9 protein-coding genes are annotated in these 14,892 nt (G+C 72.0%); 3 read left to right on the forward strand and 6 right to left on the reverse strand.

Annotated elements, in window-relative coordinates; translation table 11 throughout:
* Positions 1-69 precede the first annotated feature (69 nt).
* The 4 genes from CLV28_RS03320 to CLV28_RS03335 are packed head-to-tail and all read right to left on the reverse strand — an operon-like array spanning position 70 to position 3,625.
* Positions 70-942: an ABC transporter ATP-binding protein gene (locus tag CLV28_RS03320; protein WP_239073116.1), complete on the reverse strand. Its 873-nt coding sequence runs from the start codon at positions 940-942 to the stop codon at positions 70-72.
* The gene (locus CLV28_RS03325) at positions 939-1,778 is read right to left on the reverse strand and encodes an ABC transporter ATP-binding protein (RefSeq protein ID WP_100421828.1); all 840 of its coding nucleotides are present in this window, start codon (positions 1,776-1,778) and stop codon (positions 939-941) included. The genes CLV28_RS03320 and CLV28_RS03325 overlap by 4 nt, the downstream gene beginning before the upstream one ends.
* Entirely contained in the window at positions 1,775-2,968 is a 1,194-nt protein-coding gene (locus CLV28_RS03330; protein ID WP_100422375.1) for an ABC transporter permease, read from the reverse strand. The genes CLV28_RS03325 and CLV28_RS03330 overlap by 4 nt, the downstream gene beginning before the upstream one ends.
* A gap of 57 nt (positions 2,969-3,025) precedes the next feature.
* On the reverse strand, positions 3,026-3,625 hold the full coding sequence (locus CLV28_RS03335; protein WP_100421829.1) for a TetR/AcrR family transcriptional regulator: 600 nt from the start codon (positions 3,623-3,625) through the stop codon (positions 3,026-3,028).
* 49 nt (positions 3,626-3,674) lie between these two features.
* Between CLV28_RS03335 and CLV28_RS03340 the strand changes: the two genes are divergently transcribed.
* On the forward strand, positions 3,675-4,298 hold the full coding sequence (locus CLV28_RS03340; protein WP_100421830.1) for a uridine kinase family protein: 624 nt from the start codon (positions 3,675-3,677) through the stop codon (positions 4,296-4,298).
* A gap of 97 nt (positions 4,299-4,395) precedes the next feature.
* On the opposite strand, the gene CLV28_RS03345 is transcribed toward CLV28_RS03340, so the two are convergent.
* Both CLV28_RS03345 and CLV28_RS03355 read right to left on the reverse strand, forming a co-directional pair.
* Positions 4,396-10,197 (reverse strand): rhamnogalacturonan lyase family protein, encoded by a 5,802-nt coding sequence (locus CLV28_RS03345; protein ID WP_239073117.1) that lies wholly within the window; start codon positions 10,195-10,197, stop codon positions 4,396-4,398.
* Between the two features lie 410 nt (positions 10,198-10,607).
* Entirely contained in the window at positions 10,608-13,172 is a 2,565-nt protein-coding gene (locus tag CLV28_RS03355; protein WP_100421832.1) for an ATP-dependent Clp protease ATP-binding subunit, read from the reverse strand.
* 313 nt (positions 13,173-13,485) lie between these two features.
* On the opposite strand from CLV28_RS03355, the gene CLV28_RS03360 reads away from it, so the two are divergent.
* Both CLV28_RS03360 and CLV28_RS03365 read left to right on the forward strand, forming a co-directional pair.
* Positions 13,486-14,166: a hypothetical protein gene (locus CLV28_RS03360; protein WP_239073118.1), complete on the forward strand. Its 681-nt coding sequence runs from the start codon at positions 13,486-13,488 to the stop codon at positions 14,164-14,166.
* A gap of 62 nt (positions 14,167-14,228) precedes the next feature.
* Entirely contained in the window at positions 14,229-14,774 is a 546-nt protein-coding gene (locus CLV28_RS03365) for an alpha/beta hydrolase family protein (protein WP_308440374.1), read from the forward strand.
* The last annotated feature ends 118 nt before the right edge of the window (positions 14,775-14,892 follow it).

Below are 14,892 nucleotides of genomic sequence, written 5' to 3' on the forward strand. Positions count from 1 at the left end.
GGGTTCGGTGTCGGACGCCGCCCGGCCGGGCGGCGTCCGACAGTGCTCCGGGTCCGGGCGGGGGCTGCGTCAGCCGGCCGCGCGGGCCAGCACGAGCATGCGCTCCTCGATGGTCGCGGGCACGGCCTCGACGTCGGCCTCGAGGCCGGCGCGCGCGAGCGTGGCCCGCACGTCGTCGAGGTCGACGTCCGCGACGCGCACCGCGCGCCCGTCGAGGATCACGGGCAGCCGGGCCGCGTTGAGCGCCGAGAACGCCGCGGCCCAGTCGTCGGTGCGGACCGCGCAGGCCCGCGTGTCGCCGACGACGTCGGCCTCGCTGCCCTGCGCCACGAGCCGCCCGTGCGACATGAGCAGCAGGCGGTCGCACTGCTGCGCCTCCTGCATGTAGTGCGTGGTCACGAGCACCCCCACGCCCGCGTCGGACTGCTCGCGGATCGTGTCCCACAGCCGTGCGCGCGCGAGCGCGTCGACGCCCGACGTCGGCTCGTCGAGCAGCACCGCCTCGGGCGCGTGCGACAGCGCGGCGCAGAACGCGGCCTGCCGCTGCGCGCCGAGCGGCATCGCACCGACGAGCGTGCGCGCGTAGCCCGCGATCTCGTCGGGCAGCGCGGGCACCGGGGTCCCGTACGAGCCCGCGACGAACTCGAGGTTCTCGGTCAGCGTCATGTCGGTGTACAGGCCGAGGTTCTGCGGCACGTACCCGAGGCGCTTGCGCCGCGCCCGGTTCGGCGGGCCGCCGAGCATGCGCGCCGCGCCCGCGCTCGTGGGCAGCAGGCCCAGGAGCATGCGCATGAGCGTCGTCTTGCCCGCGCCGTTCGCGCCGAGGAGCCCGACGACCTCGCCCGGCTCGACGTGCATCGTGACGTCGTCGACCGCGGTGAAGGTGCCGAACCGGCGGCTCACGCCGCGCGCCTCGACCACGGGCCCGGTCGCGCGGCTCACGCGCCCACCCCCGCGCCCAGGCGACGCACGAGGGACAGCGCGATCACGACGTCCTCGAGGTCGGGGTCGACGACCTCGAGACCGGCGGGCGCGTCGCCGGCGGGCCAGTACTCGTGCCGCGCGCGACCACGGCGCCACGACCACTCGGGCCGGCGCGCGACGTCCGCCCGCGTGACCGTCCCGGCGAACCCCGCCCGGACGTCGTCGTACGAGCCCTGGACGAGCACCTCGCCGTCGTCGAGCACCACGAGGTGCCCGGCGCGTTCGGCCTCGTCGAGGTAGGTCGTCGACATGACCACGCCCGCGCCCTGCGCCGCGGTCTCCGCGATCATGCGCCACAGGTCGATCCGGCTCACGGGGTCGACGCCCGTGCTCGGCTCGTCGAGCACCACGAGCCGCGGGCTGTGCACGATCGCCATGCAGAACCCGAGCTTGCGCCGCATGCCGCCCGAGAGCTGCGACGCGAGCCGGTCCGCGGCCGCGTCGAGGTCGGCCGCGTCGAGCAGCCGCGCCCGGCGCTCGGCGAGCTCGTCGCCCGTGAGGCCGTAGACGCCGCCCGCGAAGTCGAGGTTCTGCGCGACGCTCAGCGCGGCCCAGCTGCCCGACGACGCGGGCAGGAATCCGAGGTCGGCCTTGGACGGCGCCACGACACGACCGGCGTCGGGGTGCACCTCGCGCACGAGGGCGCGCAGGAGCGTCGACTTCCCGGCGCCGTCGCCGCCGACGACCGCGACGACCTGGCCGGCGGGCACCTCGAGCGTCACGTCGCGCAGTGCGTCAACGTCGCCGAAGCTCACGCTCACGCGGTCGAGCGCCGCGACGGGATCGCGGCTCACGCGACGTCCCCGGTCGTCCGGGCGGCGTCATCGTTTGGGTTGTCATCGTTTGAGTTGTCATTGCTTGAGTTGTCATTGCTTGAGTTGTCATTGCTTGAGGTGTCATTGCTTGAGGTGTCATCGCCGGGGGTGTCATCGCCGGGGGTGTCATCGCCGGACTCGGCAGCAGCGCCCGTCGACCGGCGCTCGGGCGCGAGGTCGCGCCGGAACCGGAGCGTCGCGGCCGTGAAGATCACGACCGCCATGACCGTGAGCACGGCGAACGAGACCCACAGCGACGAGAGCGGGGCGCCGCGCAGCATGACGCCCTGCGAGATCTTGGTGAAGTAGGTCAGGGGCAGCAGGTAGCCGATCCAGCGCACGCCCGCGGCCATGGCCTCGAGCGGGAAGATCATCCCCGAGAGCAGGATCTGCGGCAGCAGCACGAAGAACGCGCTCTGGATGGCCTGCCCCGCGGTCTTCGAGATGGTCGAGATGAACACGCCGATGCCGAGCACCACGAACAGGAAGATCGCGGCGCCGAGCGCGAACGTGAGCACGCTGCCGTTGAACGGCACGTCGAACAGCACCATGCCGAGCACGGTCACGATCACCATGTCGAGGGCCGCGAGCAGGAAGTACGGCGTGATCTTGCCGAGGATCACGGTGCTGGGCGCGATCGGCATGACCGCGAGCTGCTCGAGCGTGCCCGCCTCGCGCTCGCGCACGAGACCGATGCTCGTGATGATCGTGCCGATGAACGTCAGGATCAGCCCGATGATCGCGGGCACCATGACCCAGGCGGTCGTGAGGTCGGGGTTGTAGAGCACCTCGAGGTCGAGGTCGGCGCCCGAGGCCTTGATCGCCGCGACGGCGGACTGCGCCGCGAACAGGTTCGACCCGTCGACGAGCGCGAGCGTGGTCGCGTCGCCCGTCACGAACGCGACGTCGACCTCGTCGTCGCGCAGCAGGTCGCGGGCGGCGTCCTGCCCGTCGGACGGCGCGGTCGTCGTCACGTCGAAGACGTCGGGCAGCGTGTCGGCGAGCTGGCTCGCCTGCGGCCCGACGACCGCTGTCTCGACGCTGTCGACGTAGAAGTTGGCCGCGTACCCGAAGATCACGAGCAGCAGCAGGGGCATGCCGACGAGCAGGCCCACGGTGCGCCGGTCGCGCGCGAGCTCGCGGAACTCCTTGCGGATCATCGCTCTCATGCGCGTCACGCTACGCCGGTCACGCCGCGAGTTCAACAGGTGTTGAGCGGTGTGTCGTCAGGGGGCGTCGGGCGTGTCCAGGTGCAGCTGGACCGCGGGCGCGACGCGCTCGACCAGCACCTCGAGGTCGAACGACGAGACAGGGGGAACTCGTGCGACGTACCGCACGACCGCGAGGCCGACCAGGTGCGTCATCGCGAGCAGGAAACCCTGGCGCCGCCCCTCGATCGCCCGCGCGACGCCCGGCCCCGCGATGGTGACCCCGAGAATGTCGCGCAAGCGGTCGGTGCCCTGCGCGCTGCCGATCGCGACCCGCGCGAGCGCGACCATCTGCTCTCCCGTCGCCGGGTCCTCCCAGAGCCCCAGGTAGGCGCGAGCGAGGCGCGCTCCCTGCGTGGGACGCGGCCCCGAGAGCACGTCGGCGACCGCCTGCGCGGCCCCCGCGGGCAGGTCGACCGTCGCGGCGAAGAGGCCGTCCTTGTTCCCGAAGTAGTGCGGCAGCAGCGCGACGTCGACCCCGGCCGCGGTCGCGATCGAGCGCATCGTGGCCCCGCGGAACCCCTGGGTCGCGAACTCCTGACGGGCCGCCGCGACGATCCGGGCTCGCGTGCGCGCAGCGTCCCGGCCCGCGGGGACCGTCTCGTCGTCGGTGTGCACCCGCCCATGCTAGGCGCCGCGTCCCGGCCCGGTCGGCGACAATGGACGCGTGCCCACCGACGACGCCCTCTTCGACCTGCCGGACGGCGCGCGCTCGCCCCGCCGCCGCGTCGTGCTGCTCACCGGGGCGTCCGGCTCGGGCAAGACGTCGCTGACCCGCCGCCTCGGCCTGCCCGTGGTCCAGCTCGACGACTTCTACCGCGACCTCGACCACCCCGCGATGCCCGTGCGTTTCGGGATCGTCGACTGGGACGACCCCGCGAGCTGGGACGCCGACGCCGCGCTCGACGCGCTCGACGCGCTGTGCCGTGACGGCGCCGCCGACGTGCCCGTGTACGACATCCCGACCTCGCGCCGCACCGGCACGACCCGGCTCGACGTGGGCGACGCCCCGCTCGTGGTCGCCGAGGGCATCTTCGCGGCGCACCTCGTGACCGCCGTGCGCGAGCGCGGGATCCTCGCCGACGCGATCTGCCTCGCCCGGCCCGCGGTCGTGACCGCGTGGTTCCGCCTGCTGCGCGACCTCGGCGAGATGCGCAAGCCCCCGCTCACGCTCGTGCGGCGCGGGTGGGGGCTCATGCGCGACGAGCCGCGGCTCGTGCGCGAGTGGACCGCGCTCGGGTGCCGGCCGCTCACGCCCGCCGAGGCCGAACGGACCGTGCGCGGTCTCTGAGGCACGCGCCGTCCGGCACGGGACGGTTGGCACGCGCCGCCCGGCACGAGACGGCCGCCCGCCCCCGGGGGGACGGGCGGCCGTGGCCCGACGGCGGTCAGCGCTTGACCGTGACCCTCACCTCCGTGCTCGCCGTGGCGCCCGCGGCGTTCGACAGCTCGGCGCGGTAGACGTACGTGCCGGGCACGCGGTCACGCACCCCGGTCGACGCCTGCTGCGCGGCCGTGCCGTTGGCGGTGAGCGACTGCGTGTCGATCAGCACGTCGTCCTCGTACAGGCGGTACTCGGTCGCGTTGGTGCCCCACCACATGTTTGTGGTGACCGTGTAGTCGCCGTCGCCGTCCCAGTTGTCGCTGCTCACGACCGGGGTCCCGGGGGTCGCCCGGGACACGTTGACCGTGAGCTCGCGGGTCGTCGTCGTGCCGTGCTGGTTGGTCAGCTCGGCCGTGTAGACGTACGTCCCGTTCTTCTTGCCCGAGACCTTGAGCGCCTCGACCTGCGCCGTGGGGCTCAGGTCGGGGAGCTCGGTCGACTGCACCTCTTCGCCGTTCTCGAAGAACGTGACGCTCTGGGCGTTCTGGCCCCACCACATGTTCATCGAGACCGTGAAGTCGCCGTCGCCGTCCCAGTTGTCGCTCGAGAGCACGCCCTGGCCGGGCGCCGCGGTCGCGGGCCCGTCCACGCGCTCGCCCGGCGTCGCCGCCGTCGTGTACGCGATGCTCGGGGCCGCGGGCGTGGCCATGTCCGGCCCGATCGCGTACCCGGTGTGCGGGGGCTGGTTGTAGCCGGTGTTCTGCCAGGCGACGCCGAGGCGGTACGTCGGGTCGGACTGCAGCGTGCGCAGGCGGTGGTCCGTGAGGTCCACCGTCGTCGCGATCCGCAGCGCCGTCGAGTCGTCCGTGCGCGAGACGATCTCCTCGCGCCAGTCGCCGAACAGGTCGGCCTGGAGCGCCACGGTGCCCTTGGTGTCGTTGTTCGACAGGGTGCCCGCCGCGCGGTAGATCTCCTCGGCCTTGCCGGTCTCCCAGTTCCACTTCTCGATCACGGGCACACCGGTGCGCGTGGTCTCGTCGAAGTCGTGGTCACCGATCTCCCGCAGCAGGTCCCCGTCCCAGTAGGTCAGGAAGTTCGCCGCGGGGATGTCGGTCGTGATGAGGGTGCCGTCGGCGGCCCGCATCTCGCCCGACGGCGAGTTCCACGCGCCGTCCGTCACGACGGCCCACGACTCCGACCCCGCGTACCGCGGGTCGATGTCGCCCGACGCCGCCCGGCCCGTGTCCTTCGCGGCCGGCATCGACCACAGGATCTCGCCCGTCGCGGCGTCGCGGAACGTCGCCCCGATGCCCTGGGCGGACGGCGCCTCCTCCTGCGCCGCGAACACCTCGAGACCCGGACGGGCCGGGTCGAGGTCGCCCACGTGGAGCGCGTCGCCGTGCCCCAGCTCCGTGGAGTAGAGGCCGGTGCCGTCGTCGTCGATCGTCATGGACCCGAAGACGATCTCGTCCTTCTGGTCGCCGTCGACGTCGTTGACCGACAGGTTGTGGTTGCCCTGCCCGGCCCACTCCTCGCCCGCGACGTCCGAGTCGAAGACCCAGCGCTGCGTGAGCTCCGAACCGTCGAAGTCGTACGCCGCGACGACGCTGCGGGTGTAGTACCCGCGGCTGACGATCACGCTCGGGTGCTCGCCGTCGAGGTACGCGGTGCCCGCGAGGAACCGGTCGACGCGGTTGCCGTACGTGTCGCCCCAGGCGCCGACGTCCCCGCGCGGCGGCGTGTAGTCGATCGTGTCGACCGCGGCACCCGTGCGGCCCGAGAAGACCGTGAGGTACTCCGGTCCGGTCAGCACGTAGCCGGTCGAGTTCCGGTAGTCGGCGCGCGCGTCGCCGATCACCGTGCCCTGGCCGTCGACGGTGCCGTCCGCGGTCTTCATCGTGACCTCGGCCGTGCCGTCACCGTCCAGGTCGTACACCTGGAACTGCGTGTAGTGCGCCCCGGCGCGGATGTTCTTGCCGAGGTCGATGCGCCACAGGCGCGTCCCGTCGAGCTCGTAGGCGTCGACGAGCACGTTCCCGGTGTACCCGGCCTGCGAGTTGTCGTGCGAGTTGGTCGGGTCCCACTTGAGCACGATCTCGTACTGGCCGTCACCGTCGACGTCGCCGATCGACGCGTCGTTGGCACGGTACGAGTACGGCTGACCGTCCTTGGTGTACGCGTCCGCGGGCTTGTCGATCGGGACGTCGAGCGTCTGGTCGTCCCAGACCGTGAATTCCTCGGTCGCCCAGCGCTCGACACCGTTGACGACCGAGCTGATCCGGTACGTCGAGTCCTTCGTGCCGTCGGCGTCGAGCACGTTGGTCGAGCCCGTCACCGGGGTGTCGGTGATCTTGACCCCGTCGCGGTAGACGTCGAACGCGATCGACCCCGGGTCGAGGCCGAGCATCCGCCACCCCAGGTACACGCCGGAGTCGGTGTCGACCGCGACCGGCGACCGGTCGAGGCGCTCGGCCTGGCGCACGAGCGTCGTGACCGCACCCGAGGTGACGGTCTCCGAGCGCTCCGAGACGCCGCCCGCGTTGACCGACGCGACCGCGTACGTGTACTCGATCGTCGTGAGCACGTCGGTGTCGGTGAACGTCGGCCCGTCGGCGCGGCCGACGAGCTCGAGGTCGCCGCCCGCGTCTCCGCGGAACACCTGGTAGAACAGCGCGCCGTCGGCGTCGTCCCAGCTGATCGTCACGTCGTTCTTGTTCACGGCGCCGAGGGTCAGGCCCGTCGGGACGGGGGCCGTCGCGACGTCCGGGTCGACCGTCGTGAGCTCGAGCGCGTTCGACGCGACCGACTCGGTGCCCGCCGCGTCGAGCGCGACGACCGTGTACGTGTACTCGAGGCCCACGTCGGCGGTCGTGTCGACGAACGACGTGCCCTCGACGTCGCCCAGCGCCTCGGGCGCGGTGGCCGTCGCCGACTTCCGGTACACCCGGTAGCCCGCGGCGTCGTCCGTGCCGGTCCACGACAGCGAGACCTCCACGTCGGCGCCGTCGATCGCGATGTCGTCGAGCACGAGGTCGGACGGCGCGACGAGCAGCGGCGTGATCTCGATGCCGTTGAGCCGCGAGGACGACCCCGTCATGACGAGGCTGAGCTGACCGTCGGTCACGAGCACGGGCTGGCTGATCTTCTGCGCCACCGCACCCTTGCCGGCGTTCGCGGCACCGAAGTCCTTGCCCTCGATCTGGACGTTCGAGCGGCTCGTGCCGATCCAGTCCCCGTTGTACGTCTTGACCGCGTAGGTGCCGTTCGGAACGTCGACCGCGAACACGTTCGACGTCGACGGGAGCAGGAAGTCCCGCTCGACGTCGTTCGGCGCGGGGTCGAAGCCCACGCCGCGGTCACGGCCGCCCATGCCTGCGGTGAGCCAGCCCCACCCCTTCTCCTTCGTGTACAGCGACTTCTCGCTCGCCTCGGTGTAGCCGGGCATGAGCGGGTTCCCCGCGAGCTGCACGTCGAACTTGTACAGCGGTGCCTTGGTCTCGACCCGGACGGTCGCGGACGGCGCGGAGTCGCCCTTGCCGTTGACCGCGACGACCCGGAAGTCGTACGCGGCGCCCTCGTCGAGTCCCGTGACCGCGGCCTGCGCGATCGTCGACGTCGTCACCAGCGTGAACGCGTCGTCCCCCGCGTCGGCGTCCTTGCGGAACACCTTGTAGACGTCGGCACCCTCGGACGCCGTCCACGTGAGCTGCGCGCCCGCGTTCGACACGTTCGAGACGACGACGCCGGCCGGCGCGGCCGGGACCTCGGCGGGCGGCGCGACGTCCGCGACGTCGTCCGCCAGCGGGACGTCGAGCGTCGCGACCTCGGTCGCCACCAGGCGGGCCATCTGGATCGCGCCGTACTCCTGGAAGTGCGTGTCGTCGGCGGTCCCCGTGGGACGCCCCGGGTAGACCCCGGCCGGCACGTGCAGGAACACCGACAGCGCGGCCTCTGGGCCGATCGAGTCGAGGTAGACCTTGCTCGCGGCCGAGAGGTCGACCAGCGGCGTGCCCGTCTCCGCGGCGAGGTCCTTGGCGGCCTCGACGTAGTCCGGGAACGCGACGGTGAACGTGCCCGACGCCGCGTCGTACGCGTTGCGCAGCATCGGCGTGACGATCACGGGCGTCGCACCGCGCTGGACCGCCCCGTCGACGAACGTGCGCAGGTACTCGTAGTAGTCGCCCGGTGCCGCCCAGCGGTCGTCGACGCCGTACGAGTTGTCGTTGTGCCCGAACTGCACGAACAGGTAGTCACCGGGGCGGATGTCGAGCAGCACCGTGTCGAGCCGGCCCTGGCTGATGAAGTTCTTCGAGCTGCGCCCGCCGATCGCCTGGTTGTCGACCGTGACGTCGTCCGTGAGGAACCGGTCGATCATCTGGCCCCAGCCGGCCTGCGGCGCGTAGTCGTCGGTGTACGTCTGGACCGTCGAGTCGCCCGTGATCCACACGGTCGGCGTCGCACCGGCCTCGCGCGGGCTCTGCTGCGTCAGCACGAGCGAGTTGAGGTTGGCCGCCGTGCCCGCGAACCGCAGGTTCAGCTGGCCGTCGACCACCGCGATGTCGAACGACATCTCGAGGTACTGCCCCGCGGACTTCGCGGTCGGCTGCACCTTGGCCATCTCCTCGGCCGTGATCGCCACGTCGGTCGAGCCCTGCGCGTCGCCCGCGATCAGGTCGACCGTGTAGTCGCCGTCCGGGACGTCGATCACGAGCTCGGTGTCGCCCACGGTCACGAAGTCCGAGCGCACGGCGTCGTCAGTGCCCCGGTCGGTCGCGGTGACCTCGTCGACGTCCACGAAGCCCGCGCGGTTCTCGGCCGTGTAGGCGGTGCCCGCGTCGATGCGGGTCGACCCCGGCGCGGTCTCCCCCGAGCCGAGGTCGAAGCTCAGCACCCCGTCGTCGGGCAGGCTCGGCTCGGGAGCGCTCAGGCTCGACACCGTCGCCGCGGACGGCGCCGAGAGCCCGGCGGCGTCCTTGGCCTGCACGCGGTAGTAGTGCGTCACCGTCGTGTCGACCGGGTCGCTCGTGTAGACGACCTTGGCCGCGGTCTGCGCGACCTGCGTCCACGGTCCGTCGAGGGTCTCGGCCCGCGAGACGACGTAGCCCGTCGCCCCCGCGACCTCGTCCCAGCGCAGCGTGACCGCGTCGTCGGTCACGTGCGACATGCGGACGTCGGTCGGTGCGGCGATCGACGACGTGCCCGGCTCGGCGGTGGGCTCGGTCGTGGGGCCCGTGGTCGGCTCGTCGGTGGGCTCGCCGGTGGGTTCGGTCGGCTCGCCCGTGGGCTCGGTCGCCGGACCGGACGGCGTCACGACGAGCGCGTTGACGTACCCGCCCGCGCCTGCACCGGTCACGTCGACCGTGAGCTGGCCGTCCTCGACGACCGTGCCGAACGTGCTCTCGGTGATGCCCTGGCGGGCCTGGATCGTTCCCGCCTCGGCGCCCTCGAGCGCGATGGTCGTCTTGGTCGTGCTCGTGCCCGCGAGCATGTCGCCCGACGTCACGCGGACGTCGTACGCGCCGTCCGGCACGTCGACCACGAAGCGCCACGCGGCCCCGAGCACGAAGTCGCCACCCACGGGGTCGGTCGCCGAGGCGCGGTCGCGCGAGACCGGCGCGGCGCCGGTCTGGACGATCCCGAAGCCGGCGCCCGCGGCGTAGCGGTTCGACTCGGGGACGGCGGTCCAGCCCTCGCCGACCGCGCTCGTCGCGGTGCCGAAGTCGAACGACAGGGCGCCCACGGACGCGTCGCCCGGGGCTGGCTCGGCCGCGAGGGCCGGCGCGGCCCCCGCGACGCCGAGCGCGAGGATCGTGGCCCCCGCGATGATCGGGCGCGTGGTCCACGCGCGTGCTGACGGGGTTCTCATGGCATCACCGTTGTCTCGTCGTTGAGCGTCTCGTCGGGTACTGCGTCGCACTGCATCTCGTGAGCGCACGGGCGTGGTCCGTTCCGCGCCCGGCAGGTCTGGATCGATTCAACCTCGTTGTGAATCGTTTCAAGCCCTGTGCTCCGATGTGTCCTTTTGTTTCTATACGGTGGACTGTGGTTGGTCAAGTGCTTGCGGTGACGAAACGGTCACGGACTCGACGGTGGTCGACGCTGCACGGCCAGCGGACGTAGGGCGGCCCCGCGCACGCAGAACAGGCCGTACACGCAGGACTGGCCGGACACGCAGAACGGCCCCGCACCGAGGTGCGGGGCCGTCCAAATCAAGCGGTCAAGCGGTCATGCGGTCAAGAGGTCACGCGGCGTCGCGTCGGACGCCGTCCGGTCGGCTCAGGCGCCGGCCTCGAGCTCCCCCGTGGGCGGGAGGTCCGAGACGTGCACGCCCTCGGGCGACTTGAGCAGGTCGATCGCGCCCACGCTCACCGGGCCGCGCTCGTGGTCCGCCTTCGCGACGCCACGGAACGTGAACTCGCCGAGCAGGCCCTCGCCCTCGCCGTCGACCAGCACGACCTCGCCGGCCTTGAGCTCGCCGAAGAGGATCTTCTCCGACAGCACGTCCTCGATCTCGCGCTGGATCGCCCGGCGCAGCGGACGCGCACCGAGCACCGGGTCGTAGCCCTTCTCCGACAGCAGCGTCTTGGCGGCCGGCGTGAGCTCGATGCCCATGTCCTTGTCGCGCAGACGACGGTCGAGCTTCGCGATCTCGAGGTCGACGATCTGCACGATCTCGTCCTGCGAGAGCTGCGGGAACACGACCACGTCGTCGACGCGGTTGAGGAACTCGGGGCGGAAGTGCTGCTTGAGCTCGTCGTTGACCTTGGCCTTCATGCGGTCGTAGGACGTGCCCAGGTCGCCGCCGGCGTTGAAGCCGGTCTGGACGCCCTTGGCGATGTCCCGCGTGCCGAGGTTCGTCGTCATGATGATCACGGTGTTCTTGAAGTCGACCACACGACCCTGCGAGTCGGTGAGGCGGCCGTCCTCGAGCACCTGCAGCAGCGAGTTGAAGATGTCCGCGTGCGCCTTCTCGACCTCGTCGAACAGCACGACCGAGAACGGCTTGCGGCGCACCTTCTCGGTGAGCTGCCCACCCTCGTCGTAGCCGACGTACCCGGGGGGCGAGCCGAACAGGCGCGAGACCGTGTGCTTCTCCGAGAACTCCGACATGTCGAGCTGGATCAGCGCGTCCTCGTCGTCGAACAGGAACTCCGCGAGCGCCTTCGCGAGCTCGGTCTTCCCGACGCCCGTGGGGCCGGCGAAGATGAACGAGCCACCCGGACGCTTGGGGTCCTTGAGCCCGGCGCGCGTGCGGCGGATCGCCTGCGAGAGCGCCTTGATGGCGGCCTCCTGCCCGACGACGCGCCGGTGCAGCTCGGCCTCCATGTTGAGCAGGCGCGTGGACTCCTGCTCGGTGAGCTTGACGACGGGGATGCCGGTGCTCATGGCGAGCACCTCGGCGATGAGCTCCTCGTCGACCTCGGAGACGGTGTCGAGGTCGCCCGCCTTCCAGGCCTTCTCGCGCTCGGCGCGCTGCGCGGTGAGCTGCTTCTCGGTGTCGCGCAGGCGCGCGGCACGCTCGAAGTCCTGCTCGTCGATCGCGGACTCCTTGTCGCGTCGCGCGTCGGCGATGCGGTCGTCCATCTCCTTGAGCTCGGGCGGCGCGGTCATGCGACGGATGCGCAGGCGCGCGCCGGCCTCGTCGATCAGGTCGATCGCCTTGTCCGGCAGGAACCGGTCGTTGACGTAGCGGTCGGCGAGCGTCGCGGCGGCGACGAGCGCGGCGTCCGTGATCGAGACGCGGTGGTGCGCCTCGTAGCGGTCGCGCAGACCCTTGAGGATCTCGATCGCGTGCGGCAGCGACGGCTCGTTGACGTGGATCGGCTGGAAGCGGCGCTCGAGCGCCGCGTCCTTCTCGATGTGCTTGCGGTACTCGTCGAGCGTCGTGGCGCCGATGGTCTGGAGCTCACCGCGCGCGAGCATGGGCTTGAGGATCGAGGCCGCGTCGATCGCGCCCTCGGCCGCGCCCGCACCGACGAGCGTGTGGATCTCGTCGATGAACAGGATGATGTCGCCGCGCGTGCGGATCTCCTTGAGCACCTTCTTGAGGCGCTCCTCGAAGTCTCCGCGGTAGCGGGACCCGGCGACGAGCGCACCGAGGTCGAGCGTGTAGAGCTGCTTGTCCTTGAGCGTCTCGGGCACGTCGCCGCGCACGATGTCCTGCGCGAGGCCCTCGACGACGGCGGTCTTGCCGACGCCGGGCTCGCCGATCAGCACCGGGTTGTTCTTGGTGCGACGGCTCAGCACCTGCATGACGCGCTCGATCTCCTGCGCGCGGCCGATGACCGGGTCGAGCTTGCCCTCGCGGGCCGCCTGCGTGAGGTTGCGGCCGAACTGGTCGAGGACGGCCGAGCCCGAGGGCTGGCCCTCGGCGGGGCCGCCCGCGGCGACGGGCTCCTTGCCCTGGTAGCCCGACAGCAGCTGGATGACCTGCTGGCGCACCTTGTTGAGGTCGGCGCCCATCTTCGTCAGGACCTGTGCGGCGACACCCTCGCCCTCACGGATGAGGCCGAGCAGGATGTGCTCGGTGCCGATGTAGTTGTGGCCGAGCTGGAGCGCCTCGCGCAGCGACAGCTCGAGCACCTTCTTGGCGCGCGGCGTGAACGGGATGTGCCCGCTCGGCGCCTGCTGGCCCTCACCGATGATCTCGGTGACCTGCGAGCGCACGCCGTCGAGCGAGATGTTGAGGGACTCGAGGGCCTTGGCCGCGACTCCCTCACCCTCGTGGATGAGACCCAGGAGGATGTGCTCGGTGCCGATGTAGTTGTGGTTGAGCATCCGCGCCTCTTCTTGGGCGAGGACGACGACGCGACGGGCTCGGTCGGTGAATCTCTCGAACATGGCTGCTCCTCACGAGCGGCGTACACCTGCACCGGTGGTGCTCAGGCCTGACCGCAACGACTCTATAGGCGCACAACTGGCTGCACCCCCTCCGTATGCCGTTGTTCGCCAGCGGCATACGCCGGGGGTCGTCCCGTGACCTTCGTGCGCGGCGCACGGGCGGTTTCGCCCGCTTGTCCCGCGCGTTCGCCGCGCGCTGCGCGCCGCGCGGGTGGAACCTGTACCCACACGCACCGTGGTCCGTCGTCCGGGCGGCGGAGCGTGGGACGCTCGGTTTGGGCAGGTCGGCGCACGTGAGACCCGGGGAGTAGCGATGGACACCGCACCAGAGCAGCCGTCGGAGCAGCGCGGTCCCGGCGCGGAGGGCACGGCCCGCCACGCCAGACCGGAGGCGTGGGCCGACCTCGCGGAACGCATGGCCCGGTTCGAGGGTCTCGTGGGTGAGGTCGCCGACCCGCTCGCGTGGGGCATGGATCTCGTCGAGGAGTCGCTCGCCGGCCCGGACGAGTCCGAGCAGGCCGACACCGAGCGCTTCTACCGCTCGTACGAGACGTTCGCGGGCGAGCCCTTCGGCGTCGAGACGCTGCGCGAGGCCGCCGAGGCCGAGGAGCGCGACGAGGTGCTGCGCGCCGCGCTGAGCACCGCGATCGCGGCCCCGCTGCACGGCGACCTGCGGACGTCGCCCGGCGTGACGACGTCCGACGGCGACCCGGCCCCGGCCGAGGACTTCGCGGACGCCTACCAGGACTACCGCTCGGCGATGCGCGCGGTGTTCGACGACGTCGGGCGGGCCGTGATCGAGACGTCGCCCCGGCGCGACGGCGGGATCGGGCCGGCCGCGCGCGTGAGCGCGCGCGGGATCACCGCGCAGTACGTCGAGGTCGCGCAGCGCGCGCTGCTCGTGACCGGACCGACCGACCTCGTCGAGCGCGTGCAGGTCGTCATGCGGCCCGTGCACAACCTGCTGCACGGCGACGAGGGCCCGCGCTTCTGAGCCCGACGGATCCCGGCACCACGGGGCGAGGGCCGACGTCCCGCCGTCCGCAGGGGCTGCTGCTGACCCCGGGCGCCGGGGCGGGCGCCGACCACCACACGCTCGTGACCGTCGCCGAGGCCGTCGGGTCGGCGCTGGGCATCCCCGTGCTGCGCCTCGACTTCCCTGCCCGCCTCGCGGGGCGCCGCGCACCCGACCGCGCACCCGTCGCAGTCGCGCACGTGCACGAGCAGGCCGCCGCGTTCTGCGCCGAGCACCGGATCGAGCCCGACGCGCTGCTGCTCGGCGGACGCTCCTACGGCGGCCGGATGTGCTCGATGGCCGTCGCCGAGGGCCTGCCGTGCGCGGGCCTCGCGCTCCTGAGCTATCCGTTGCACCCGCCCGGCAAGCCCGAGCGGCTGCGCGTCGAGCACTTCGGGGCGCTCGTCGTGCCCGTCCTGTGGGTCTCGGGCGAGCGCGACCCGTTCGGCCGCCCGGACGAGGTCGACGCGCACGTCGGGGCGATCCCGGGGCCGGTCACCCGCGTGCACCTGCCCGGCGCGCACGACGTGCGCGGAAAGGACGCCGAGGTCGCGGCCGCGGTCGTCGACTGGGCCGCACGACTCTGAGCCACGCCTCCCGACCGGTCTCCCGGCGGCCCGCCAGCACCACGCGGCCGTGGTTTCGTCATCGTTCCTGCGAAACGTAGAATCCCGCTGCACCACCCGGTGCGCCGACCGCTGGAGC

The organism is Sediminihabitans luteus (genome assembly GCF_002797595.1).
Lineage (GTDB): Bacteria > Actinomycetota > Actinomycetes > Actinomycetales > Cellulomonadaceae > Paraoerskovia > Paraoerskovia lutea.

Coding starts and splice junctions, on each gene's coding strand:
- CLV28_RS03355 (WP_100421832.1), bottom strand. CDS start 13,172: ATGTTCGAGAGATTCACCGACCGAGCCCGTCGCGTCGTCGTCCTCGCC.
- CLV28_RS03360 (WP_239073118.1), top strand. CDS start 13,486: ATGGACACCGCACCAGAGCAGCCGTCGGAGCAGCGCGGTCCCGGCGCG.
- CLV28_RS03345 (WP_239073117.1), bottom strand. CDS start 10,197: ATGAGAACCCCGTCAGCACGCGCGTGGACCACGCGCCCGATCATCGCG.
- CLV28_RS03330 (WP_100422375.1), bottom strand. CDS start 2,968: ATGAGAGCGATGATCCGCAAGGAGTTCCGCGAGCTCGCGCGCGACCGG.